This is a genomic window from Kitasatospora cystarginea (assembly GCF_039533515.1).
GTDB classification, from domain to species: domain Bacteria; phylum Actinomycetota; class Actinomycetes; order Streptomycetales; family Streptomycetaceae; genus Kitasatospora; species Kitasatospora cystarginea.
On record NZ_BAAATR010000001.1, the window covers coordinates 104,220 to 127,229 of the forward strand.

A 23,010-nucleotide genomic window follows, 5' to 3' on the forward strand; every position below is an offset into this window, starting at 1 on the left:
TTCTCCGCTATTCCGCGTCCTTCTCCATTTCGGCCCGGTCCTTTTCGGCCTGGGTCTTCTCGGCCTCCTGCTGGGCTTTCAGGGCTTTCTGCTCCGCCTTGCGCTCCGCCTCGGCGCGCTTCTTGTCCTCGGCGATCTGCCGCTTGGCGGCGGTCGCGTAAATGTCCACGTACTCCTGGCCGGAGAGCCGCATGATCTCGTACATCACCTCGTCGGTGACGGAACGGAGAATGAAACGGTCGTTCTCCATGCCCTGGTAGCGGGAGAAGTCGAGCGGGCGGCCGATCCGGATGCCGGGCCGGATACCGAAGTTGGGGATCACCTGGCCGGGGGGCTGCACCTTCTCGGTGTCGATCATCGCGACCGGGATCACCGGGGCGCCGGTGGCCAGCGCGACCCGGGCCAGGCCGCCGACCTTGCCGCGGTAGAGCTTGCCGTCGGGCGAGCGGGTCCCCTCGGGGTAGACGCCGAACAGCTCGCCGCGCTCGATCACCGCGATGGCACTGCGGATCGCCGCCTCGCCGGCGCCGCGGACGCCGGAGCGGTCCACCGGCAGCTGGCCGACGCCCTTGAAGAACGCGGCGGTGAGCCTGCCCTTGACGCCCGGCGTGGTGAAGTACTCCGCCTTGGCGATGAAGGTGACCCGGCGCTTCATCAGCGCGGGCAGGAAGAAGGAGTCCGAGAAGGAGAGGTGGTTGCTCGCGATGATCGCGGCCCCCTCCTCGGGGATGTTCTCCGCGCCCTCCATCCACGGCCGGAAGAAGATCCGCAGCAGCGGTGCGACGATCATCTTCATCAGTCGGTAGAACAACCCGGGCCTCCTGTTATACGGACCGGACGATCCTAATGCTTTCGGCCTGCGCAATGTGCACCCGCGCCGGGGCCGTAACTCGCCCGCTCGCCTCCGGACGCTCCCCCGCGGCGCGCTTCGGCTCGGGGGCCGGGCCCGACCGGGCTGCGGGCCTGTACGGCGGCGGTGGCCGCGTGCAAGGATTCGGATCCCAGTGCTGCCCGCGAAGGAGCCCGCAGATGCCGGTGTCACCACTGCTGCCCGGTGCCGAACCGTTTCACCGGCCGGGCGGGCGGACGGGAGTACTGCTCGTGCACGGTTTCACCGGCTCCCCCCAGTCGATGCGGCCGTGGGCCGAGCGGCTGGCCGCCGCCGGGCTGACCGTCTCGGTGCCGCTGCTGCCCGGCCACGGCACCCGCTGGCAGGACATGCAGGTGACCCGCTGGGAGGACTGGTACGCCGAGGCCGACCGCGGGTTTCGCGAACTGGCCGAGCACTGCGACCGGGTGTTCGTCTGCGCGCTCTCGATGGGCGGTGCGCTCGCCCTGCGCCTGGCCGCCCAGCACGGCCCGGCCGTCGCCGGACTGGTGCTCGTCAACCCGTCCGTCCGCTCCGACAACCCCTCGAGCGTGCTGCTGCCGGTGCTGCGGCACCTGGTGCCGAGCGTTCCCGGGATCGCGGGCGACATCGCGCTCGACGGCGCCGTCGAGGTCGGCTACGACCGTACGCCGCTGCACGCCGCCTGGTCGCTGAGCCGGCTGTGGCGGACGGTGCAGGCCGACCTGCCCCGGGTACGGCAACCGGTGCTGCTGCTGCACAGCCCGCAGGACCACGTCGTCTCCCCCGCCAACTCCGCACTGGTGCTCGCCCGGATATCCTCGACCGACGTGACCGAGCTGCTCTGCGAGCGCAGCTTCCACGTGGCGACGCTGGACCACGACGCCGAGTTGATCTTCGAGGCGAGCCTCGACTTCATCCGGCGGCTGGCACCCCTGGCGACCGCCGAGGCCGTGAACCACCTGGGCTGAAGGGCTGGTTGTGCAGAAGAGGCAGTACCGATGAGCACGGCGGCGGGCGGCGACGAGGAGCTGCCACGGGACGGAGAGGCCAAGGGGGACTCCCCCAAGGAGCCGGAGACGCCTGCCCGACGCCCGGCGGCGGGCAGCCAGGCCGAGCAGGACGCGATCTTCGCGGCCCTGGTCGCCCAGTTCGACGACCCGGTGGACCTCACCGACCCCGACTGGCCGGAGATCGAGAACCTCCGCGCCAAGGGCGAGACCGGCGCCGGGGCGGCCACCCCGCCGGAACTGGCCGAGTTCACCCCCCAGCCGCGCCCCCGCCCGGCGGGCGGCTCGGGGCCGCGCGACTACGGCCTCGCCGAGGCGGAGGACGAGGGCCACTTCGTACAGCCCGACCCGCCGCTGCCCAAGGCGGACACCGCGGCCAAGTTCGCCTGGCTCGCGGTGCTCGGCGGCCCGGCGCTGCTGCTCTTCGACGCGCTGGTCTGGCGCGAGGTCTCCGGCTGGCCGGCCTGGGTCGGCGTCACCGCCTTCCTCGGCGGCTTCGTCACCCTGATCGCCCGGATGAAGGACCGCGACGAGGACGAGCCACCGGACCCGAACGGCGGCGCGGTCGTCTGACTCACCCCTGCGCCGGCGGTACCCGCAGGACCGCCAGCACGGGCAGGTGGTCGGTGGCCGCCAGCAGGTCGGCCGGGGCGACGCCCGGCAGACCGTGCGGGACGCCGCAGGCCAGCACCTCGATGCCCGGGGAGGCGAAGACCGCGTCGATGCGCTGGTACGGGTTCTCGGGGACCGACGTCCAGCTACCACCCCAGGGGGCGGTGGCATGGGCGTCCTGGAAGTCGGCGGCCAGGCGCCGCCAGCCCGCATCGTCCGGGTGCTCGTTGAAGTCGCCCGCGATGACGCCGAGTTCACCCGGCGAGAGCTGACCGGGGAGCAGTCCGAACTGCCGGTAGCGCTCCTCGGGGTCGAGGCTGAGGTGGCAGCTGGTCACCACCAGCGGGGCCGCGCCGCCGAGGCGTACCACGGCGGTGGCGAAGCCCCGGGCGTGCAGCCCCCGGGTCTTGGGGAGCAGCCGGTCCCTGGTCTCGGTCACCCGGACGCCGGGTCGGCCCAGCAACAGCGGTCCGGCGGCGATCCGTCCGCCCCCGGCGAGGATCACGGTGCCCGTCCGCCGGGCCAGCCAGGCCGCCTGGCCGCCGGGGCGCCAGTAACGGGGGGACTCCTGAAGGCAGATCAGGTCGGGCTCGCAGGCGCGGATCACCCGGACCAGGGCCCGGCGGTCGTCCCGCAGCGAACGGATGTTGTAGCTCAGCAGGCGGACGCGCCGACCGCCGTCGGGCTCGTCCCCGGAGGCGGGCAGCGGAGGAAGCGGCATGCCTCCATGATCGGCCACCGCCCGGGGGCGCACCAGGGGCACCCGGTCGGCGGTCCGGCGTCAGAGAACGCGAACCGCGCGAGCGGCCGCGTACGGCTGCTCGCGCGGTTCCCGCGGATTCGAGGCCCTCTCGGCGGGCCCGGCCCCAAGCGTCAGATCCGCGCCAGGTCGGCCGCACCGGCGATGCCGGCGGCGGAGCCCATCGAGGCCAGCACGACCTCGGCGCGCGGGCGGTGCACCCCGCCCGTCAGGTACTTCTCGAACGCCTTGGCGACCGGGTCGAGCAGCAGCCGGCCGGAGTCGGAGACCCCGCCGCCGAGGACGAAGACCGCCGGGTCGAAGAGTGCGGCCAGGTCTGCCATGCCCCGGCCCAGCCAGTCGGCGAGCTCCTCGTAGCACTCCAGAGCGAGCGGGTCGCCCCCCTCGGCGGCCTCGGTGATGTGGATGCCGCGGATGGTCTCGGCAACCCCGTCGTTGAGGTCGAGCATCCACTTGCCCCGCACCCGGTCGGCGGCGGCGCGCTCCCGTCCGTACCGGCGCAGCGCGCGCCCGGAGCCGTACTGCTCCCAGCAGCCCTTGCCGCCGCAGCCGCAGGACAGGCCGTCCGGGACCATGTTGAGGTGACCGATCTCGCCGGCCACGCCGAAGCGGCCGCGGTGCAGGCGACCGTCCAGCACGATGCCACCGCCGATACCGGTGCCGACGGTGATCAGGACCATGTCCTCGTACGCGGCCGCGGCGCCGAAGCGGAACTCGGCCCAGGCGGCGCAGTTGGCGTCGTTCTCGACCACCGCGCGCAGGCCGGTGAGCTCCTCGATCCGGCCCCGCAGGGGCTCGTTCTCCCAGGCGATGTTCGGAGCGAAGATCACCGTGGAGCGGTCGCGGTCGACGAAGCCGGGGGCACCGACACCGACGGCGGTCACGTCCGGGTGCTGGTCCTTGAGTTCACGGACGGCCTGGGCGATGGCATCGACCGCCCACTGGGGGTCGGCAGGGGTGGGTACCCGGGTCCGGGCGAGAATCTCGCCGTTCTCGTCGACCACGCCGGCCGCGATCTTGGTGCCGCCGACATCGACGCCGATGGTCAGAGCCATGTGTCCCTCAGCTATTCACTCGTTCCCGCTGCCTCGAACGGTACCCGGACAACGGTGCTCGCGTACACCGCGCTGCATACATTATCCGAAGACATTTTCCTGGGATCTCGGCTGTGCGCTTTCAAAAGTCGTACGTTATGCCCCGGTCGGTAACGTTACGAAGCCGAGCCATCACCGGTTATGACCCGCGTTTTCACTAATTGTCCGATGGGCCGTCGAGGTCGATGCGCTCCGAGTCCGGCTGCCCGGGGGCGGACCAGCGGCGCTCGTGGCCCGAGACGGCGGCCCGGTAGGCGGCGAGCAGTTCGCCGCCCGCGGCGGCCAGGTGTCCGTACACCTCGGGGTTCTGCTCCCGCAGCCGGCTGCCGACCTCCTGGGCCTTCTCCCCCACCGCGACGGCGAACCGGCGGACCTCCTCGACCAGCGGGCCGAACTCACCGGTGAAGGGCTGGTCGGTCTTCTCCTCGGCCATCGGGCGCCTCTCTGCTGGGGCGGCCACCGCGGCCACCGTGCCCGAGACGCTACCCGATGCCCTGGGACCAGCCGGTCGGCCAGAGCGCCGGGTCCGGCGCGAAGCGGATCGAGAGCACGCCCTCGGCCATTCCGGCGCCCTGCACGGTGCAGCGGCGCAGCGCGGAGGGCAGCGGCAGGATCCGCCGGTAGCCACCCAGACCGATCACCAACTCGTCACCACGGCGGACGAGTTCCAGCTCGGAGCGGTCGGCGCCGGGCAGCACGAGACGCCAGACCAGCAGGCCCTCCTCGGCCAGCCGGTCCACGACCTGCCAGGAGGTGTCGTACGGGACCAACTCCCGCTCGCCGTACAGCTGCGCGGCCACCCCCTCCAAGGTGGGCTCGGGCCGGCGGCCCACCAGCAGCGGCAAGTCGCCGAGCTCCCGGGCCAGTTCGGCGAGCCGGTCGCGCTCACGGGCGGCCTCGGCGGCAAGCCAGGGGTCGGGCGACTCCAACACGGCGGCGGGCAGCGCACGGTGGGCGACCACGGCGTCCAATCGCTGGCCGTACAGCGCGAACCCGGCTCGGATCCGGCGCAGTTCGTCAAGGCTGTGGTGGCCGGCGTCCACCACCAGGCGGACGGAGGTGCCCGGGTGCTCCACCGCGGCACGGGCCTCGGCGAGCACGGCGGCGGCCTTGGCCCGGGCCTCGAAGAGCCAGTCGGCGGGCATCGGCACCCCGGCGACGGCCGCCAGCAGCGGACGCAGCGCGCGGGCGGCCTGGCGCTGCTCGGGCAGCAGCCGGTCGAGATAGCGGGCGAGCTGTTCGGGCAGTGCCAGGGTGGCGATCAGCTCCGCCGGGGCGGGGGCGGCGACCACCAGCACCTCGGCGTCGGCGGAGCGCAGTGCGCGCAGCAGGGCGAGCCGGCCGGTACCCGGGAGCGGGGTGAGCTCCTCGGGGTCGAGCGGGGCGGCGCCGATCAGGTCGAGCGCGGGACCGAGGCGGCCGCCGAAGCCGTCCAGCGCGGCCCGGAAGGTCTCCTGCTCGTCGACCCGGGCGACGGCGAGGTGCTCGGCGTACGGGGTGGGCAGCCCGGTGAGCCGGACGCCGAGGGCGGCGTCCAGGGTGCGGTGCGGGTCGTCGGCGGCGAGCAGCAGGGTGCGCCGGCCCTGGCCGGCGGCGTGCAGGGCGGTGGCCGCGGCGATCAGTGCCGAGCCGTCTCCGCTGACCAGGATCGTCCGCACCGCCGCCGCCTCAGTCCTCGACGCGCTTCTTCAGTCCGGCGAGCGCCCGGTCGATGATGACCTTCTCCGCCTTGCGCTTGATCATGCCGAGCATCGGGATCTTGACATCCACGGCGAGCTGGTAGGTGACCTCGGTGCCGCCCCTGACCGGAGCCAGGGTGTAGGAGCCGTCCAGGGCGCGCAGCATCTGGCTCTTGACCAGCGTCCAGGACACCTCGCGGTCGTCGTCCCAGGTGTAGGCGAGGACGTGCTCGTCGCGGATCGCCCCGGCGTCGAGCAGCAGGCGGACCTGGGTGGCGCGGCCGCCCTCGGCGCTCTCCAGGACCTCGATCTCCTTGACCTCTCCGGTCCACGCCGGGTAGGCGGCGAAGTCCGCGATCACGGCCATCACCTCGGCCGGGGTCGCGGCGATGGTGATGCTCGACCTGGTGTGTTCCGCCATGGAACGGTCCTCCGCGTCTCTTCCGATGTGCGCCCAGGGCAGGTTATCGCGCCGTACCGGCGCTCCTGCGCCGCGGGGCTCCGGGCCGGCCGCACGGATCCCGGCTACCGGCGGGTCACATCGACGCTGTCGTATGGTGCGTGTCGAAACCTCCCGGTTCGCCCACGGCAGCGGACCGGATCCCGCCAGACCTGGCCGAACGGTGTGACTCTCGGAACAACCGGACCGACACCCCTGGTCGAATCCACATACCGGGCAGTAACGTCCTGCCGTCCCGCAGCGTCGCAGACGAGGAGCAGTCTTGCTCGAGTTCAGCCTTCCGGCCCGATACCAGGTACCGAGTACCGGTAACCTCGCCGACCTCGTCCACCAGAACGCCGAGCGGCATCCGGGCGTGGCAGTGATCAGCCGTAAGGTCGAGGGCCGGTGGGCCGATCTGACGGCCGTGCAGTTCCTCGCCGAGGTGCACAGCGCCGCCAAGGGCCTGATCGCCTCCGGCGTGCAGCCGGGCGACCGGGTCGCCGTCATGTCCCGCACCCGGTACGAGTGGACGCTGCTGGACTTCGCGATCTGGACCGCGGGCGCGATCACCGTGCCGGTCTACGAGACCTCCTCCGCCGAGCAGGTGGAGTGGATCCTCGGCGATTCCGGGGCCGTCGCCGTGATCACCGAGACCGACGGCCACGCGGCCGTGGTGGACGGCATCCGCGAGCGGCTGCCGGAGCTGAAGCACACCTGGCAGATCGAGACGGGCGCCATCGCCGCGCTCGCCGAGGCCGGTGCCGGGGTCGACGACGACACCGTCACCGAGCGCCGCACCGTCGCGAACGCCGACTCGATCGCCACCATCGTCTACACCTCGGGCACCACCGGGCGTCCCAAGGGCTGCCAGCTGACGCACGCCAACTTCCTCGCCGAGCTGGGCAATGTGACGGCCCGTCTGACGCCGCTGTTCCGGACCGGCGACGCCTCGGTGCTGCTCTTCCTCCCGCTGGCGCACGTACTGGGCCGGATCGCCGAGATCGCCGCCGCCATCGCGCCGATCAAGATCGGCCACGTCTCCGACATCAGGGACGTCACCAATGAGCTGGCCTCCTTCCGCCCGACCCTGATCCTGGGCGTGCCCCGGGTCTTCGAGAAGGTGTACAACACCGCGCGGACCAAGGCGCAGGCCGAGGGCAAGGGCAAGATCTTCGACCAGGCCGCCGACACCGCCATCGCCTACAGCCGGGCGCTGGACCAGGGCGGCCCGGGCCTGATCCTCAGACTCAAGCACGCGCTCTTCGACAAGCTGGTCTACAGCAAGCTGCGCGCCGCGCTCGGCGGCCGGGCCACCCACGCCATCTCCGGCGGCGCCCCGCTCGGCGAGCGGCTCGGCCACTTCTACCGGGGCATCGGCTTCACCGTCCTGGAGGGCTACGGCCTGACCGAGACCTGCGCGGCCACCGCCTTCAACCCGCACGACAAGCCGAAGATCGGTACGGTCGGCCAGCCGCTGCCCGGTTCCTCGGTCAGGATCGCCGAGGACGGCGAGGTGCTGCTCAAGGGCCCGCAGGTGTTCACCGGCTACTGGAACAACCCGGCCGCCACCGCCGAGGCCCTGCGCGAGGGCTGGTTCGCCACCGGCGACCTCGGCTCCCTGGACGACGAGGGCTACCTCACCATCACCGGCCGGAAGAAGGAGATCATCGTCACCGCGGGCGGCAAGAACGTCGCCCCCGCCGTGATCGAGGACCGGATCCGCGCCCACGCCCTGATCGGCGAGGTGATGGTGGTCGGCGACCGCAAGCCCTTCATCTCCTGTCTGATCACCGTCGACGAGGACTTCTTCCCCAAGTGGAAGGAGCTCAACGGCAAGCCCGCCGAGGCCACCCTCGCCGAGCTCCGCGAGGACCCCGACCTGCTGGCGGCCGTCCAGTCTGCCGTGGACGACGGCAACCTGGCCGTCTCGCACGCCGAGGCCGTGAAGAAGTTCCGCATCCTCGACACCGTCTTCTCCGAGGCCAGCGGCTACCTGACCCCCTCGCTCAAGCTGAAGCGCAACGTCGTCCTCAAGGACTTCGCCGCCGACGTCGAGGCCCTCTACCAGCGCTGAGAGAGCGCCCCCGGGGGCGGCGGGGAGGCTGCCGCACCCCAGGCGCACTCGGCTGAGCGGACAGGGGCATGCCCCTTGCTCCCGGAGGGATCCCTCCGGGAGCAAGGGGCATGCCCAGGCCCGGTGGCTCAGGCGGCCAGCAGCGAGGTGAGCCGCCCGGCGAGGAGGTCCCAGCGCCAGGAGCGTTCCACCCAGCGCCGCCCGGCCTCCCCCATCCGCCGGCGCAGTTCCTCGTCGTGCAGCAGCCGTACGATCCGCTCGGCCGCGGCCGCCGCGGACCGCCCGGACACCACGTACCCGGTCTCACCCTCCAGGACGGCGTCCGGCGCCCCGCCCGAGTCGCCGGCGACCACCGGCAGCCCGGTCGCCGAGGCCTCCAGGTAGACGATGCCCAGGCCCTCCACGTCCAGGCCGCCCCGGCGGGTGCGGCAGGGCATGGCGAAGACGTCCCCGGCGCCGTAGTGCGCGGGCAGCTCCTCCCACGGCACCGCTCCGGTGAACCGCACCGAGCCGCTCACGCCCTTGGCCTCGGCCAGCTTGCGCAGCTCGGGCAGGTACGGGCCACCGCCGACGATCAGCAGCACGGCGTCCGGCACCGAGGCCAGGATCTGCGGCATCGCGGCGATCAGGGTGTCCTGGCCCTTGCGCGGCACCAGCCGCGACACGCAGACGACGACCGGGCGGTCGCTCAGTCCCAGCCGGGCCCGGATCTCGGCGCCGCCGGAGTCCGGCCGGAAGGTCTGCTCATCCACCCCGGGCGGCAGCTGCACCATCCGCTTCGCGGCCGCCGGGCCGACCGCGGCGGCGATCCGCGAGCGGGTGTACTCGCCGAGGTAGGTGAGCGCGTCGGTGCCCGCGCCGATCCGGTGCAGCAGCTGCCGGGAACCGGGCAGCTGGGCCCAGGCGGCCTCGTGCCCGTGGGTCATGCCGAGCAGCCGTCCGGCTCCCGCCCGGCGCAGTGCCGGGGCCATCAGCCCGAGCGGCGCGGCGGCCCCGAACCAGACCGAGTCGCAACCCTCGGCCCGCAGGATCTCGGCGGCCCGCCGGGTGACCCTCGGGGTGGGCACCATCATCTTCGTCCGGTCCCGGATCACCGGAAAGGGCTGCTCCGCGTCGAACCGCCGGACCTCGCTGCCGTCACGCCAGGTGGAGGCGTACACCACGATGCTTCCGGCGGGCTGGTGCACGGCCATGTTGTGTACGAACGCCTGGATTCCGCCGGGCCGCGGCGGGAAGTCATTGGTGACGATCAGGGTCTTGTGCATGCCACGGCTCGCTCGGTCGGGGGGTGCTCGGTGTACCGCTCGGTGATCCGTACCATAGGTCAACACCGCGGCTCACCGGGAACGCGGCCGGGCACCGCAACCGTTTCCCTCCCGTGCCGGTCCGGAAGGACGAGGGGTCTCGCGGGCACAGCCGCACGGCCCGTTATTCGTACGAGGGAGCGCAGTGGAGTTGGTCCCGGCCGGTCTCACCGGCAACACCGGCAGTACCGCGCTGCCACGCCCCGGCCGCCCGGCCGGCGGGGCACTGTGGGGCCTCGCGGGCGGCTGGGTGGTCACCCGGGTACTGATCGTGCTGATGGCGTCCGGGGTGCTGCGGATCTCCGGCACCGACGTCACCGCCGACGTCTCGGTGATCTACCACGGCTGGTACGAGGTCCTGCAGACCGGCACCTTCCCACTGGACGACGTGACCTGGCAGTACCCGCCGGGTGCGGCGCTGGTGATCATGCTGCCCGGTCTGCTGCCCTGGTCCTACCTGGTCTCCTTCTTCGTCATCTGCGGCGTCCTGGACGCGCTGGTGCTGGCCCTGCTGATGCGGGCCGGCGCCCGGCGGGGACGCAGCTACACCGGCGCCTGGGTCTGGGTGGCGGGTGTTCCGCTGCTCGGGCCCACGGTCTACTGCCGGTACGACATCGTGGTGACCGCCGTCGCGGTGGCCGGGCTGCTGGCGCTGCTGCGCCGGCCGGCCATCGGCGGCATCCTGCTGGGCTTCGGCGGCCTGGTGAAGATCTGGCCGGTACTGGCGCTCGCAGGCACCCCGCGCGGCCGCCGCACCCGCCGTTCCTGGACGGCCGCGGTGGCCACCCTGAGCACCCTGTGCTTCCTGCTGGCGGCCGGGATGAACGGCGCCTTCGAGTTCCTGAAGTTCCAGCGGGACCGGGGCATCGAGGTGGAGTCAGTCGGCGCGCTGCCGCTGCACTTCGCCCGGCTGGCGGGCGCCTGGCCGGGCCAGGTCTCGATGAACTACGGCTCGCTGGAGCTGCTCGGTCCCTGGGTGCCGCTGATCTCCCGGCTATCGGTGGCAGCCACCGCGCTCGGCTTCGGCTGGCTGCTGCTGTGGCGGCTGCGGGCCAAGCGCTGGCAGGCCGCCACCGGCTACGACGCTGCGCTCGCCGCAGTGCTGATCTTCACCGTGACCAGCCGGGTGATCAGCCCGCAGTACCTGGTCTGGCTGATCGGCGTGGCGGCGGTCTGCCTGACGGTGCGCGGCACCAGTCAGAAGCCGGTCGCGGTGCTGATCCTGGTCGCCACCCTCTTCACCACCCTGGAGTTCCCGATCCTGTTCGGCCAGGTGCACCAGAGCCAGCCGTGGGGCGTGGCGGTGCTGACCGTACGGAACGGGCTGCTGCTGGCGGCCGCCCTGGTCTCCTGCCGCCGCCTGTGGCGCGCCACCCGGGACCCGGACGCCGAGCGCACCGTCGTCCTCCCGCCCCTGGAGCGGACGGGCTACCCGGTCCGTCCCGGTATCGCCTACGAGCAGGACCTGCTGGACGGCCTCGGCCCCGAGACCGCCAAGAAGTAGGGCCGCTCTCGCTACGGGTTCCGGCGGGTGGTGGACGCGCCGCCGCGTGCCTGAGCGCTCCCGGCCGCGGCCCGGCTACGGCCGGGTCGGCAGCCGGCGCACGTCGCCGATCCACTGGCGGGTGAACTCGTCGAGACTGACGCCCAGTTGGGCGCGGAACAGCCCGTCGAGCCCCTGCGACCTCGCCGGGTCGGCCGCGCCTACCGCCCGGTAGAGCGAGACCAGGTGCTTCTCGCTCCACTGCGTGGCGATGAGGTTGCAGGCCAGCCAGGCCAGTTCGTAGGCCTGGGCTATACCGGCCGAGCCGGCGACGAAGTCCTTGTCCAGGGGCAGCGCGGTCGGCAGCCGGCCGGCCGACACGTCGCCCGCGAGCTCCGGGGCGATCTGCCGGGCGGTGCGGCCCCTGCCGCGGTAGCCCGTGTAGTCGGCCACGCCCTCGGAGAGCCAGAGCGGAGTCCAGGGCCTGGTGTCGGCCCGGGTCGCGACATGGGTGGCCTCGTGGGTGGTGACGACCCTGCGCCCCAGGTCGCTGAGCCCGGCGTAGGCGTCCGGGTTGAGCAGTATCCGGTCGGCGGCGGTGCCGTGCGGGGCACCGGCGGCCGCGGTGGTGACGGCGGCTATGCCCTGGTAGTCGGAGGCGGAGACGCCCAGCAGCTGGGCGAACTGCTCCTCGCTCTGCGGGGTCTCCACCAGCAGCCGCCCCGCCCAGCCGTCGCCCCAGACCTCCTCGACCGCCGGTACCGCCTGGTCCACGACCTCGGCGGTCCTGGCCAGGTCGGCGCTCCCCAGCAGGCCCAGCACCAGGCAGTGGCTGCCGTGCGCCACCCGGACGGTGCCCAGGTCCCAGAGCGCGGCGGCCCCGGTCGGCTCGTCCTTGGCCAGCAGCCAGCCGCCGTCACCGCGGACGAGCTCCAGGGTGCGGCCCAGCAGCGCCGGGTGGTCGTCCACACCGCGCAGCCGGTAGCCGAGATCGGCCGCCACGGTGATCCGGTCGGCGTCCCGGGGCTCGGTGAAGTCGGTCATCCGGTAGAAGAGGTCGGCGAACGGGAGGTCGCGGCAGCGGGTCAGCACCTCCTGCTGCACATCCCTGGCCTCCGGGGCCACGTCCGCGAGCAGCCCGGCCGGGTCCGAACCGAGCAGCGCCTTGGCCCGCCGGGACAGCAGGGCCTCGATCCGCGGCCGGACGGGCGGGCCCGCGGCAGCGACCCCCTCGGCGGTACCGGCCGACGAGCGCGCCCCGGCCCCGGACAGCTGTACGAGGCCACCGGCCGCCAGCAGCAGCGCGCCGCGCCGGGACAGCAAGGGCCGACCTGCCCCGGTCGGCCGGGGCAGGTCGGTGACCAGCGGTTCGTGGTCCGTGTTCAGACCCGCACCACCCCGGCCACCGGCATCGCGTTCACGCTCTCGTAGCGGACCCTGGCCCCCGGGTGGGGCGCGTGCACGACCACCCCGCCGCCGGCGTACATGCCGACGTGGTGCATGTCCCTGAAAAAGATCACCAGGTCTCCCGGTCGTGCCTCGCTCAGGCTCACTCGCCGCCCCGCGTACATCTGCGCCTGCGAGGTGCGCGGCAGGGTCACTCCGGCCTGCCGCCAGCTCCAGTACATCAGACCCGAGCAGTCGAAGGCATACGGGCCCGCCGATCCGTACACGTAGGGCGAGCCGATCCGGGAGGTGGCGGCGGCCAGCGCGGCGGCGGCACGGTCGGAGGGGGCGGGCAGGTCGCCGAGGTCGAGCCGGTCGGTGCCGCGGGTGGCGCGCTGCTCCGCCTCCTTGGCGTCCTCCAGGGCCATCCCGGCCCGCTCCGCCGCTCCGAGGGTGTTGAGCAGCCGCTGGGCCTGGTCGAGCCGCTGCTGGATCTGCTGCTTGCTCTCCGCCAGGGTACGGCGGGCCTCCTCCAGCTCGGCGAGCTTGGCGCTGGTCTCGGCACGGCGCTGGTCGAGCCTGAGCTGCCGGTCGATCACCTGCCGGACGGTGGCGCTCTGCCGCTCGGCGGCCTGGTTGAGGCTGCGGGCCCGGGCGAGGTACCCGGCGGGATCGGTGTCCAGCATCAGTGCGACGGCCGGGTCGATGCCGCCGGCCCGGTACTGGGCGGCGGCCACCGCATTGAGATCGCCGCGAAGCCGGTTCAGCTCGTCCTGCGCGGCGGCGACCTGGCCCTGCAGGCCGTCGGCCTCGCTCTGCAGACGCTTCTGGTACTCCTGGGCGGCGTTGAACCGCTCCGCCGCCCGGTCGGCCTCCTCGTACAGCTGGTCGACCTGAGCCCTGACCTCCTGCTTGGACGGCGGCTCCCCCGGTGCGCCCGGGGCCGCCTGGGCCGGCCCGCCGAGCGTCATGCCGAGTGCAGTGGTGGCCGCTGCCGTGAGCGCCAGGGCGCGGGCCAGCCGCTGCGTGCCCTGCAGGGGGGAACGGCGGTGCATCGACATCGGGGCGGCTGCTCCATTCGTCCTCGGCTAACGTCCGGGGGCAGACGTTAGCGAGTCCGGAGGATCTAGTCCAAACCCTTGCAACACCGAATATTTGACCACTAATCGGACATTAGCTCGACGAGTCCGGGAACGCCGCAGGCCCGGCCCCTCGGAGACGGGGCCGGGCCTGCGGACGGAACCGCGAAGAGGTCAGACGCGGATGATGGCCGCGATCGGCAGAACGGTGGCCGGCATGTACTTGACGTTCTCGCCGGTACGCGGGGCGTGGACGACCTGGCCGTCGCCCGCGTACATGCCGACGTGGTGCATGTCGTTGTAGAAGATGACCAGGTCACCGGGCTGGGCCCTGGAGATGTCGGTGCCGATGTTGGTGCCGGCCGACGCCTGCTCCTGCGAGGTGCGCGGGATCGAGACGCCAGCCTGCGCGTAGGACCACTCCATCAGACCCGAGCAGTCGAAGGAGCTCGGACCCTCGGCACCCCACTGGTAGGGCTTGCCGATCTGGCTCTCGGCATAGGCGAGCGCGCGGGCGGCGTACGAGCCCGACGCCGGCACGTGGACCGTGCCGCCACCGCCACCGCCACCGCCGGTGCTGGTGCCACCGCCACCGCTGCCGCCGAGGTCGGTGCGGTTCTGGTCACGGGAGGCGCGGGCGGCGGCGTCCGCGGCGGCCTGGGCCTGAGCCAGCTGCTCGCGCTGCTGCTGGGTCAGCGAGTCGAGCAGCTCCCGGGCCTTCGCCAGCTTCGCCTGGACGTCGTCCTTCTGGGCCTTGAGGTCCTGGGTGGTGGCGTCCAGCTCGCCCAGTTTCTGCTGGGCCTCGGCCTTCTGCTGGTCCAGCTTCTCCTGGTCGGCCTTGAGCAGCTTCAGCGCGTCGGCCTGGGAGGCGCCGAGCTGGTTGAGCGAGTCGGCCTGGCTGAGGAAGGAGTCCGGGCTGCTGGAGAGCATCAGCTGCACGGTCGGGGATATACCGCCGTTGCGGTACTGCTCGGCGGCGACGGCGCCGAGCTCGCCCTGAACGGTGCTCACCTGCTGCTGCTGGCGCGCCACCTGGTCCTGCAGGTCGTTGACCTGCTTCTGCAGTTCCTGCTGCTTCTCGTTGGCCGCGTCGTACTTCTCGCTGGCGACCTCGGCCTGGTCGTTGAGCTGATCGACCTGGGTCTTGACTTCATCCAGGGTCGGCTTCGGGTCGGCGTGCGCACCGACCTGGGAGGAGATGGCCACCGCGGTCGCGGCTGTCGCCGTCATGATCGACACGCGGACACGGCTTGCGGGCTTGGGGCGACGATGGGACGCCACGAAGGCGGACTCCTTCTTCCTACGTCCGCCTACCGGGTGAGCTGACGGGTTCGGGCTGGAAGACATGCCCTACGACGCCTCACCGGCCCGCGTCCCCGACGGCCGGCCGGCCTGGCGCCGATTCACCCCGAGGAACGTGGTTCCCCGGCTCCGATCCGCAGCAACCCCAACAGGGGCTTCCCCGTGGGCAGTTGAACTGCCCCTACTGCCTCTCGGACTCGGCGGTAACCACCGCCGCCACCCTGGCTGGGTGATCGACTGTGCGGTGGTTCAGGTCCTGACCCTAGTAACGAAACCGTGATCCGTTCAAATCCTTGTCAGAAAAAATTCTGAGTCAATGCCAAGTTCATTTGTGAACCGACCGTGCGTGACAGCTCGGATACCGACGGCTGACAGCCTTTCACGAAAACGGCCCGCCGAAGCGCCCTGCGTCGCAGGACGAATTCGGCGGGCCGGGAAGCCGGACTCGCGGTGGCGTCAGACCCGGCGGATGGTGACGATCGCCATCGCGTCCGCCTTCATCGTCCGCACCACGTCACCGGTGTGCGGGGCGTGCACCACCATGCCGTTGCCGATGTACATCCCGACATGGCCCCCGCCTTCGTAGATGACCAGGTCACCCGGCTGCGCCTGGGCCAGCGAGGGCACCCGGGCACCGACCCCCATCTGCTCCTCCGAGGTACGCGGCAGCGAGACACCCGCCCGTGCGTACGACCACTGCATCAGACCCGAGCAGTCGAAGGTGCTCGGCCCCGCCGAGCCCCACTGGTAGTCATGCCCGCGCATGCTCAGCGCCGCGGACACCGCGACACCGGCGTAGCCGCCCGCGCTCGGCAGGTCGCCGAGGTCGGCCCGGGCGTCGCCGCGCGAGGCGCGGTCGGCCGCCTCGACGGCGGCCCGCTCCTGCGCGGTGAGCGAGTTCAGCAGGCTCTTGGCCTCCTGCAGCTTCTGCTGCACCTGGGCCTTGGCGTCGTTCAGCTCCTGGGTGTTGCGGTCCAGCTCGGCGAGGACGGCGGCCGCCTCCTGCTTCTGCTGGTCCAGCCGGGCCTGCTGCGCCTTCAGCGCCTTCAGGATGTCGGCCTCGGTCTGGTTGATCTGCTGGGCGCTGGACGCCTGCTCCAGGTAGCCGTCCGGGTTGGACGAGAGCATCAGGGTCACGGACGGGTCGATGCCGCCCGAGCGGTACTGGTCGCCGGCCACCGCCGACAGGCTGGTCTGCAGCTGCGTCAGCTGCTCCTGGCCGCGGGCGACCTGGTCCTGGAGCTGGTCGGCCTGCTTGCGCAGCTGGTCGGCCCGCTCCTGGGCGCCGTCGTACTTCTCGGCCGCCTGCTCCTGCTCGGTGTTCAGCTGGTCGATCTGAACCTTGACCTCGTCCTTGCTCGGCTGGGCGGGCGCCGCGTGGGCACTCGCGTTGGCCGACAGGGCGACCGCGGTCGCCGCCGCAGCGGTCAGCACGGACACCCGTGCGCGGCTCGGCTGCTTGGGACGGCGGTGGCTGGCCAAGGGACTAGCTCCTTCTTCCTGCTGGCTCCGTCCGTTCGGGCGGAATTCCGGAAAATAGGTTTGACGCCAGACCCTAGTGAAGATGACGGATTCGCGCCACTCCCTCGCCGGTGCCAACCCCCAGCCCCCGCACGGAATTCACCGGACCGTCACATATTGCCGGGAATGTCCGGACTGTCGTGAACGCCGGACCCTACAGGGCCACCGGAAGGGCAGACTTCCTGGTCAGGACCGGGACAGCCGGTTCAGCAGCAACACGGACGACACCGGGCGCGCCCCCGCGTTCCGCACCCCGTCGGCGATCTCCTTGTCGGCGGAGACCACCACCACCGGACGCCCCTTCGGCTCGGCCCGGACCAGACGCCGGATCAGCTCGTCCGCCGTCTCCCCGGTCCGGCTGAACCGCACCCGGACGCCGCGCGGAGGCGCCATCATCACCGGCACGTCGAGGTCCTGCCCGTCGAACACACAGGTGACCTCCGCCTGGGTCCGCTGCGCCAACATCGCCAGCCCGCCGAGCAGCCGGATCCGCTGCTGCTCCAGCGGCAGCGTCGGGTAGCCGGTCTTGGTGACGTTGTAGCCGTCCACCACCAGGTGCACCTGAGGGATCGCCAGCAACTGGTCCAGCAGCGCCGGGTCGTCCTCCGCCAGCCCGCGCCGGGCCACGTCGTTGGGCGAGGCCGAGCCGGGCACCACCGCGTCCACCAGATCGGCCGGACGGATCTGCGAGACCGGCAGCGCCAGCTCGCGCTGCAGACCCTGCGCCGAGTGCAGCACGGTGTCCAGCAGCAGCCGCAACCGCATGTCCTCGACGCTGCGCCCCTCCCTGGCCGAGCGGCGACCGGCCTCAACCGCCGTCTCCAGCTCGGCGATCCGGTGCCGCAGCCGCCGTGCCTCACCCTCCGCCGCACTGCGCTCGGCGGCGGCGGCGGCCCGGGCCGCATCCAGCTCCAGCTGCATCTTGCGTGTCTCGGCCTGCGCCCGCCGGGTGTCGCTCTCCAGGCTGCGCACCCGCTTGCGCAGCGACTCCGCCTCCCTGCGGACGCCCTCCGCGTCGGCCCGCTGGCGGTCCAGATCGGCCCGCCCCTGGGCCCGTACCTCGGCCAGCTCCTCCTGGAGCTTCTCCACGAACCGGGCGGCCTCCGCCGCGGCCCCCTCGGCGCCCGCCCGCTCCACCTGCTCCCCGGCTTCGGCCACCAGCCTCACCCAGCCCGCCGGCCGCAGCAGATACGCGGCGGCGGCGACATCCATCGGGTCGGCGGCGCCGGGCACGCTCCCGGCCTCCAGCGCCTTGACCAGATCGGGCTGGCCCAGCCGAAGCCGGTCCGCTATCCGGAGCCGGAACAGCGGCTCGGACTCCAGGGCGGCGGCCAGTGCCGTGCCCGCGTACTTGGCCCGCCGGGCCGCGGTGAACTTCGCGTACTGGCGCAGCGAGCCGGGCACATCGGCCTGCGACAGTCCGCCCAGTGCGTCGGCGGCGATCCCGACCACCCGGCGACGCACCCCCTCGGGCAACGGCCGGTCCAGCTGCTCGGTCTCGGCGGGCTCGGTCTGCTCGGTCTCGGCGGTCTCGGCGGTCTCGGCGGGCTCGGTCTGCTCGGCCTCGGCGGGCTCGGTCTCGACCGCCGGTACCTCGACCGCCGCCGTCTCGGTCTCGGGACCGGGAGCGGCACCGGCCACCGGGACGGCGCCGGCCTGGTCCACAGCGGGCCCACGCCCCTGCGGCTCGGCCGGCCCCCTCGCTGTGTCCACCACGTCCTCGGCTCCGATCCTGCTCTGCGGGTCCCCTACGGCCCCTTGCCGCTGCCCTCAAACCCACTGCTCTCTGCAATTGTCCCGTGTACCGTGCCCCTCCCGGGACCCCGTCACACACCGGGGGCGGCAGGACCCGGCCCATGGGACAGCGGCCCCGCCCGGGCCGCGCGCAGGGCGATCGATGCCGGGACGGGGCCGTCGGACGTCAGATGTCCTGCTGCTCCTCGGCACCGGGACGGGCCACCAGCTCGACCTGGTCCACGGCGTTGCACCAGCGGCAGCGCACCGACTCAATGGTCTCGGCCAGCACCTCGGTCTCCTCCACCTTGGACTCGCCCGCCAGGTCGAAGTGCAGGTACTCGACGACCTTCGCCGAGCGGGTCACGTCGAAGCGGGTCAGGTTGCCGCAGAGGGTGCAGCGCCAGCGGGTCTCGGCAGTGGGGGCGGCGATGCTCATCGGCGCGGTCCTCATCTCTCGTGAGCTCCCTCGGCTGTCGCCCGGGTCGGCTGCGGTGGCTGGTGCGGTACGGCGGCCCAAGCCTATTGCCTGCCCCCACCCGGCCCGCCACCGGTACGGACCTCCCCGACTTCGCCCGGTGGCTAGTCCACACGCAGTACACCTCGGTGCCGTCCGAGACCACCCGAGGAATGCTCGTCTCCATGGCGACTCCCGTCCTCGACCACCTCGCCACCCAGGACGGCATCCCGCCCCCCAGAGCCCCGGTGGTCACCCTCGCCCTGATCGCGGCCAGCGCGGTGCTGCTGCTGGTCGGCCCCAGCCTCGGCCTCAGTCCGGGCTACGGCACCGGCCCGAACCGGATCTGCGCCGAACAGCGCTACGAGCAGCGCTGGGGCGCGGTGCCCGCCGAACTGGTCGCCAACCGCCCGCTGACCGCCGCCCAGCTGGCCACCCTGCCGCCGGCCGTTCCCGGCTGCCGGCTCTCCCCGACCCCGGGCAAGATCCCCGCCCTCTCGGTGCTCACCTCCTTCTTCATCCACGCCGGATGGCTGCACCTGCTCGGCAACATGCTCTTCCTCTTCGTCTTCGGCCCCGGCGTCGAGGAGCGCTTCGGCCGGTTCCGCTTCCTGCTCGGCTACCTCGCCGTCGGCGCGCTGGCCACCTACGGCTACGCAGCTGCCCAGGCGCACTCGCCGGAGGCGGTGCGCGCGCTGGTCGGCGCCTCGGGCGCGATCTCCGGAGTGCTCGGCGCCTATCTGCGGCTCTACCCGAGAGCCCGGGTCACCGCGCTGGTACCGCTGCTGTTCTTCCTGCCGCTGCGGTTCCCCGCCTGGCTGGTGCTCGGACTGTGGTTCGCGCTGCAGTGGTGGTCGGTGCACACGGGCGGCACCGAGGTCGCCTACCTGGTGCACGTGATCGGCTTCGCCACCGGCTACCTGGCTACCTGGGCAGTGACCCTGGCCCGCCCCGATACGCTGGCCCCCTCCCCACGGACAGGAGCCGACGAGTGATCACCGCGATCGTTCTCATCAAGACCAGCGTCGACCGGATCCCCGAGATCGCCGAGGCCATCGCCGCCCTTGAGGGCGTCAGCGAGGTGTACTCGGTGACCGGCGGCTACAACCTGGTGGCGATGGTGCGGGTGCGGCGGCACGACGATCTGGCCGCGGTGATCCCCGGCAAGCTCAACAAGGTCCCCGGAGTGCTGGACACCCAGACCCAGATCGCCTTCCGCACCTACTCCCAGCACGACCTGGAGGCCGCCTTCGCCCTGGGCCTCGACGAGTAGCCCGGCGCCGCCCGCTACGCCCGCTCGCGCCGGGTGTCCGCCACGCAGCGCCCGCCCTCGCTCCGGTAGGTCCACCGCGCGCCGTCCGTGACCAGCTCGCGGACGGCCGCCAGGAAGCGGTCCAGGTGCTCGTCGGGCGTCCCGGCGCCGAAGCTGACCCGGATCGCGTTCAGGCTGCGCTCGCCGGGCAGCGACGGCTCGGGGGCGCCGCACTCCGAGGGAGCCGCGTCCTCACCGCCGAGCAGCGTACGGACCAGCGGGTGCGCGCAGAACAGACCGTCCCGCACCCCGATCCCGTACTCGGCGGAGAGCGCCGCCGCGAAGTGCGAGCTGTTCCAGCCCCGCACCACGAACGAGAGCACCCCCACCCGCGCGGAGTCCGCACCGAACAGGCTGAGCACCCTGACCTCGGGGATCTCGGCCAGCCCGGCCTTGAGCCGCTCGACCAGCCGCTGCTCCCGGGCCTCCAGTGCGTCGAAGCCGGCCTCGGTCAGCGCCCGGCAGGCCGAGGCGATGGCGTAGGCGCCGATCACGTTGGGCGACCCCGCCTCGTGCCGGGCGGGCCCCCGGTGCCACTCGACGACCACCGACCCGTCCGCCTCCCGGGCCACCGTACGGCTGGCGCCGCCGCCGGCCAGGTACGGCTCGGCCGCGTCCAGCCAGTCGCCGCGCCCGGCGAGCACGCCCGCGCCGAACGGGGCGTACAGCTTGTGGCCGGAGAAGGCGATCCAGTCGACGTCCAGCTCGCGGACGGAGACCCGGTGGTGCGGAGCCAGCTGCGCGGCGTCCAGCACGACCCGGGCACCGTGCCGGTGGGCGACCTCGGTCAACTCGGCGACCGGCCACAGCTCCCCGGTGACGTTCGAGGCACCGGTCACACAGAGCAGCCGCGGGCCTTCGGGGTGCGCGGCGAGCGCTGCGTCCAGCGCGGCGACCGCCTCGGCGCACGAGCGCGGGGCACGCAGGTAGCCGACCGTCAGGCCGTGGCGGCGCCACGGCAGCAGCGAGGCGTGGTGCTCGGTCTCGAAGGCGAAGACCCGGGTGCCCGCCGGAACCACCCCCGCCAGCAGGTTGAGCGAGTCGGTGGTGGACCGGGTGAACACCGCCTGGTCGCCCTCGCGCAGGTCCAGGAAGTCCGCGACGGTACGGCGGCTCTGCTCGAACAGGTCGGTGGACAGCTGCGAGAGGTACCCGGCGCCGCGGTGCACACTGCCGTAGTACGGGGCGTAGGCGGCGACGTCGTCCCAGACCCGCTGGAGCGCCGGGGCACTGGCCGCGTAGTCCAGCGCGGCGTACCCGACCTTCTCACCGCTGACCAGCGGGACCTGGACGTCGTGGCCGAGGACGGCGAGCGGGGCACCGTCATCCGAAAGGGTGCCCGCCGTCGAAGGGGCGGCAGCGGGCGACTGGTGAGCGGACATGGGAATGCACTCCTCTGGGGCCGGGGACCCCGGGAATGCAGATACACCGGGCGTCCGCGCTTGCCGCGCGGACGGATCGCCACGCAGCCCGGTCCTCACCCAGGGCACCCCGCCACGGACGGAGGGTTGCCGGACAGCCAGCTGGGGCTTGACGCTGTCACTCATGACCTGCGCTGGACTCTAGGCCAGCCCCGAAGGACGGTCAAACGACATCCCACACTCCGGACGGCCCTCTCCAGACCCGCAGAAGCCCGGGCGCCGGGCGCGCGAAACCGCGCCGAGCAGCGGCCGGGCCTGCCTGCCGGACCACCGGACCTGACGGGTCGGCGGGCCGCACCCGCCGGATGCGGGTGCGGCCCGCCACCTCCCGTGACGCGCGCCTCCCCTCGGAACCGGCGAGGCTACGCGCGTGCCGTCGCCTCGGCCCACCGCTTGAGGACGTCCTGCGCGGCACCCGAGTCGATGGCGGCCGCCGCCCGCTGCATCCCGGCCCGCAGCTGGTCGGCCAGCGGCGCGTCCGTCAGGTCCAGCGCCACCAGCGCGGCAGCGGTGTTGAGCAGGACGGCGTCCCGTACCGGACCGCGCTCACCGCCCAGCACCCGGCGCGCGACACCGGCGTTGTACTCGGCGTCGGCACCGCGCAGCGCCTCGATGCCGACCGGCTCGATGCCGACCTCGCGCGGGTCGAAGGAGGTCTCGACGATCTGACCGTCCTTCACGATCCACACGTACGAGGTGGTCGAGATGGTCAGCTCGTCCAGGCCGTCGTCACCCCGGAAGACCAGCGCGCGGGCGCCCCGCCGGGCCAGCACTCCCGCGATCAGCCCGGCCAGGCGGGTGTCGAAGCAGCCGATCGCGTGCGCGGTGACCCGGGCCGGGTTGGTGAGCGGCCCGAGGATGTTGAAGGCGGTCGGCACCCCGAGGTCGCGCCGGGCCGGGGCCGCGTGCCGCATCGCCGGGTGGAACTTGGCGGCGAAGCAGAACGTCAGGCCGACCTCCTCGGCCACCTCGGCCACCCGGCGGGTGCTGAGGTCGAGACTGACGCCGAGCCGCTCCAGGACGTCGGAGGAACCGCTGGCGGAGGAGGCCGCCCGGTTGCCGTGCTTGATCACCTTCGCACCGGCGGCCGCCGCCACGATCGCGGACATGGTGGAGATGTTGACGGTCTTGGCCCGGTCGCCGCCGGTACCGACGATGTCCACCGCGGGCCCGGGGATGTGCAGCGGCTCGGCGTGCGCGTACATCGACTCGACCAGACCGGTGATCTCGTCCACCGTCTCGCCCTTGGCCCGCAGCGCGACCATGAACCCGGCCACCTGCACCGGGGTCGCCTCACCGCTCATGATCCGGTCCATCGCCCAGGCCGCGTCCGCCTGGGCGAGGTCGATGCCCGACAGCAGGGTGCTCAGGAGATCCGGCCAGGTGCGGATCACCTGCGCGGGGTCGATACCGCCGTTCGCAGGGTTCACGTTCACCATGGCTGACTCCAGCTCTCGTGTTCACCGAAAGGAATGGAGCCAGCCTATCGACCG

General features: G+C 72.6%; 21 protein-coding genes and 2 riboswitches. Of the genes, 6 read left to right on the top strand and 15 right to left on the bottom strand.

The window, feature by feature from the left end; translation table 11 throughout:
* Positions 1 to 7: 7 nt before the first annotated feature.
* A complete protein-coding gene (locus tag ABD369_RS00465) occupies positions 8 to 796 on the bottom strand; it encodes a lysophospholipid acyltransferase family protein (RefSeq protein WP_344634401.1) in 789 nt (262 codons plus the stop codon).
* Between the two features lie 233 nt (positions 797 to 1,029).
* On the opposite strand from ABD369_RS00465, the gene ABD369_RS00470 reads away from it, so the two are divergent.
* Together ABD369_RS00470 and ABD369_RS00475 are read left to right on the top strand one after the other, a co-directional pair.
* Entirely contained in the window at positions 1,030 to 1,818 is a 789-nt protein-coding gene (locus ABD369_RS00470; RefSeq protein ID WP_344634109.1) for an alpha/beta hydrolase, read from the top strand.
* A 30-nt stretch (positions 1,819 to 1,848) separates the two neighbouring features.
* Positions 1,849 to 2,430 (top strand): hypothetical protein, encoded by a 582-nt coding sequence (locus ABD369_RS00475; protein ID WP_344634110.1) that lies wholly within the window; start codon positions 1,849 to 1,851, stop codon positions 2,428 to 2,430.
* A gap of 1 nt (position 2,431) precedes the next feature.
* On the opposite strand, the gene ABD369_RS00480 is transcribed toward ABD369_RS00475, so the two are convergent.
* The 5 genes from ABD369_RS00480 to ABD369_RS00500 all read right to left on the bottom strand — a co-directional run bounded on the left by ABD369_RS00480 (position 2,432) and on the right by ABD369_RS00500 (position 6,423).
* Positions 2,432 to 3,190, bottom strand: coding sequence for an endonuclease/exonuclease/phosphatase family protein (locus ABD369_RS00480; protein WP_344634111.1), 759 nt, complete (start codon positions 3,188 to 3,190; stop codon positions 2,432 to 2,434).
* A gap of 152 nt (positions 3,191 to 3,342) precedes the next feature.
* The gene (locus tag ABD369_RS00485) at positions 3,343 to 4,284 is read right to left on the bottom strand and encodes an ROK family glucokinase (RefSeq protein ID WP_344634112.1); all 942 of its coding nucleotides are present in this window, start codon (positions 4,282 to 4,284) and stop codon (positions 3,343 to 3,345) included.
* Between the two features lie 196 nt (positions 4,285 to 4,480).
* Positions 4,481 to 4,783, bottom strand: a complete 303-nt coding sequence (locus ABD369_RS00490) for a DUF5304 family protein (protein ID WP_344634113.1) — start codon at positions 4,781 to 4,783, stop codon at positions 4,481 to 4,483.
* Positions 4,784 to 4,805: 22 nt separating this feature from the next.
* Positions 4,806 to 5,981: an ArsA family ATPase gene (locus ABD369_RS00495; protein WP_344634114.1), complete on the bottom strand. Its 1,176-nt coding sequence runs from the start codon at positions 5,979 to 5,981 to the stop codon at positions 4,806 to 4,808.
* A 10-nt stretch (positions 5,982 to 5,991) separates the two neighbouring features.
* Positions 5,992 to 6,423 carry an SRPBCC family protein gene (locus tag ABD369_RS00500; protein WP_344634115.1) on the bottom strand — a complete coding sequence of 144 codons (432 nt, stop codon included), beginning with the start codon at positions 6,421 to 6,423 and terminating at the stop codon, positions 5,992 to 5,994.
* Positions 6,424 to 6,724: 301 nt separating this feature from the next.
* Here ABD369_RS00500 and ABD369_RS00505 point away from each other — a divergent pair, with 301 nt between their 5' ends.
* Complete coding sequence (locus tag ABD369_RS00505) at positions 6,725 to 8,518, top strand: AMP-dependent synthetase/ligase (RefSeq protein ID WP_344634116.1); 1,794 nt, start codon at positions 6,725 to 6,727, stop codon at positions 8,516 to 8,518.
* Positions 8,519 to 8,646: 128 nt separating this feature from the next.
* Here the strand turns inward: ABD369_RS00505 and ABD369_RS00510 are convergent, their stop codons facing one another.
* Positions 8,647 to 9,783, bottom strand: coding sequence for a glycosyltransferase family 4 protein (locus tag ABD369_RS00510; RefSeq protein WP_344634117.1), 1,137 nt, complete (start codon positions 9,781 to 9,783; stop codon positions 8,647 to 8,649).
* Positions 9,784 to 9,967: 184 nt separating this feature from the next.
* Here ABD369_RS00510 and ABD369_RS00515 point away from each other — a divergent pair, with 184 nt between their 5' ends.
* Entirely contained in the window at positions 9,968 to 11,326 is a 1,359-nt protein-coding gene (locus ABD369_RS00515; protein ID WP_344634118.1) for a glycosyltransferase 87 family protein, read from the top strand.
* A 75-nt stretch (positions 11,327 to 11,401) separates the two neighbouring features.
* Here the strand turns inward: ABD369_RS00515 and ABD369_RS00520 are convergent, their stop codons facing one another.
* From ABD369_RS00520 to ABD369_RS00545, 6 genes are all read right to left on the bottom strand, one after another.
* A complete protein-coding gene (locus ABD369_RS00520; RefSeq protein ID WP_344634119.1) occupies positions 11,402 to 12,628 on the bottom strand; it encodes a hypothetical protein in 1,227 nt (408 codons plus the stop codon).
* A gap of 59 nt (positions 12,629 to 12,687) precedes the next feature.
* A complete protein-coding gene (locus ABD369_RS00525) occupies positions 12,688 to 13,752 on the bottom strand; it encodes a C40 family peptidase (RefSeq protein ID WP_344634120.1) in 1,065 nt (354 codons plus the stop codon).
* Between the two features lie 192 nt (positions 13,753 to 13,944).
* Positions 13,945 to 15,000: a C40 family peptidase gene (locus tag ABD369_RS00530; protein ID WP_344634121.1), complete on the bottom strand. Its 1,056-nt coding sequence runs from the start codon at positions 14,998 to 15,000 to the stop codon at positions 13,945 to 13,947.
* A 61-nt stretch (positions 15,001 to 15,061) separates the two neighbouring features.
* A riboswitch (cyclic di-AMP (ydaO/yuaA leader) is annotated at positions 15,062 to 15,224 on the bottom strand.
* A gap of 304 nt (positions 15,225 to 15,528) precedes the next feature.
* On the bottom strand, positions 15,529 to 16,554 hold the full coding sequence (locus tag ABD369_RS00535) for a C40 family peptidase (RefSeq protein WP_344634122.1): 1,026 nt from the start codon (positions 16,552 to 16,554) through the stop codon (positions 15,529 to 15,531).
* A gap of 225 nt (positions 16,555 to 16,779) precedes the next feature.
* Positions 16,780 to 18,081: an NYN domain-containing protein gene (locus tag ABD369_RS00540; RefSeq protein ID WP_344634402.1), complete on the bottom strand. Its 1,302-nt coding sequence runs from the start codon at positions 18,079 to 18,081 to the stop codon at positions 16,780 to 16,782.
* Between the two features lie 433 nt (positions 18,082 to 18,514).
* On the bottom strand, positions 18,515 to 18,766 hold the full coding sequence (locus ABD369_RS00545; RefSeq protein ID WP_344634123.1) for a hypothetical protein: 252 nt from the start codon (positions 18,764 to 18,766) through the stop codon (positions 18,515 to 18,517).
* A gap of 203 nt (positions 18,767 to 18,969) precedes the next feature.
* Here ABD369_RS00545 and ABD369_RS00550 point away from each other — a divergent pair, with 203 nt between their 5' ends.
* Positions 18,970 to 19,779 (top strand): rhomboid family intramembrane serine protease, encoded by an 810-nt coding sequence (locus ABD369_RS00550; RefSeq protein ID WP_344634124.1) that lies wholly within the window; start codon positions 18,970 to 18,972, stop codon positions 19,777 to 19,779.
* Positions 19,776 to 20,057: an Lrp/AsnC family transcriptional regulator gene (locus tag ABD369_RS00555; protein WP_344634125.1), complete on the top strand. Its 282-nt coding sequence runs from the start codon at positions 19,776 to 19,778 to the stop codon at positions 20,055 to 20,057. The genes ABD369_RS00550 and ABD369_RS00555 overlap by 4 nt, the downstream gene beginning before the upstream one ends.
* A gap of 14 nt (positions 20,058 to 20,071) precedes the next feature.
* On the opposite strand, the gene ABD369_RS00560 is transcribed toward ABD369_RS00555, so the two are convergent.
* Together ABD369_RS00560 and trpD are read right to left on the bottom strand one after the other, a co-directional pair.
* Positions 20,072 to 21,478 carry an aminotransferase class V-fold PLP-dependent enzyme gene (locus ABD369_RS00560; protein WP_344634126.1) on the bottom strand — a complete coding sequence of 469 codons (1,407 nt, stop codon included), beginning with the start codon at positions 21,476 to 21,478 and terminating at the stop codon, positions 20,072 to 20,074.
* A 51-nt stretch (positions 21,479 to 21,529) separates the two neighbouring features.
* Positions 21,530 to 21,647, bottom strand: a riboswitch (SAM riboswitch).
* Between the two features lie 232 nt (positions 21,648 to 21,879).
* Positions 21,880 to 22,956 carry an anthranilate phosphoribosyltransferase gene (gene trpD / locus ABD369_RS00565; protein WP_344634127.1) on the bottom strand — a complete coding sequence of 359 codons (1,077 nt, stop codon included), beginning with the start codon at positions 22,954 to 22,956 and terminating at the stop codon, positions 21,880 to 21,882.
* Positions 22,957 to 23,010: the final 54 nt, after the last annotated feature.

What these genes read in the sequence shown, in the direction of transcription:
- ABD369_RS00500 (WP_344634115.1), bottom strand. Translation starts at nt 6,423, where the DNA reads ATGGCGGAACACACCAGGTCGAGCATCACCATCGCCGCGACCCCGGCC.
- trpD (WP_344634127.1), bottom strand. Translation starts at nt 22,956, where the DNA reads ATGGTGAACGTGAACCCTGCGAACGGCGGTATCGACCCCGCGCAGGTG.
- ABD369_RS00485 (WP_344634112.1), bottom strand. Translation starts at nt 4,284, where the DNA reads ATGGCTCTGACCATCGGCGTCGATGTCGGCGGCACCAAGATCGCGGCC.
- ABD369_RS00480 (WP_344634111.1), bottom strand. Translation starts at nt 3,190, where the DNA reads ATGCCGCTTCCTCCGCTGCCCGCCTCCGGGGACGAGCCCGACGGCGGT.
- ABD369_RS00530 (WP_344634121.1), bottom strand. Translation starts at nt 15,000, where the DNA reads ATGACGGCGACAGCCGCGACCGCGGTGGCCATCTCCTCCCAGGTCGGT.
- ABD369_RS00560 (WP_344634126.1), bottom strand. Translation starts at nt 21,478, where the DNA reads ATGTCCGCTCACCAGTCGCCCGCTGCCGCCCCTTCGACGGCGGGCACC.
- ABD369_RS00545 (WP_344634123.1), bottom strand. Translation starts at nt 18,766, where the DNA reads ATGAGCATCGCCGCCCCCACTGCCGAGACCCGCTGGCGCTGCACCCTC.
- ABD369_RS00525 (WP_344634120.1), bottom strand. Translation starts at nt 13,752, where the DNA reads ATGTCGATGCACCGCCGTTCCCCCCTGCAGGGCACGCAGCGGCTGGCC.
- ABD369_RS00470 (WP_344634109.1), top strand. Translation starts at nt 1,030, where the DNA reads ATGCCGGTGTCACCACTGCTGCCCGGTGCCGAACCGTTTCACCGGCCG.
- ABD369_RS00475 (WP_344634110.1), top strand. Translation starts at nt 1,849, where the DNA reads ATGAGCACGGCGGCGGGCGGCGACGAGGAGCTGCCACGGGACGGAGAG.
- ABD369_RS00550 (WP_344634124.1), top strand. Translation starts at nt 18,970, where the DNA reads ATGGCGACTCCCGTCCTCGACCACCTCGCCACCCAGGACGGCATCCCG.
- ABD369_RS00510 (WP_344634117.1), bottom strand. Translation starts at nt 9,783, where the DNA reads ATGCACAAGACCCTGATCGTCACCAATGACTTCCCGCCGCGGCCCGGC.
- ABD369_RS00465 (WP_344634401.1), bottom strand. Translation starts at nt 796, where the DNA reads ATGAAGATGATCGTCGCACCGCTGCTGCGGATCTTCTTCCGGCCGTGG.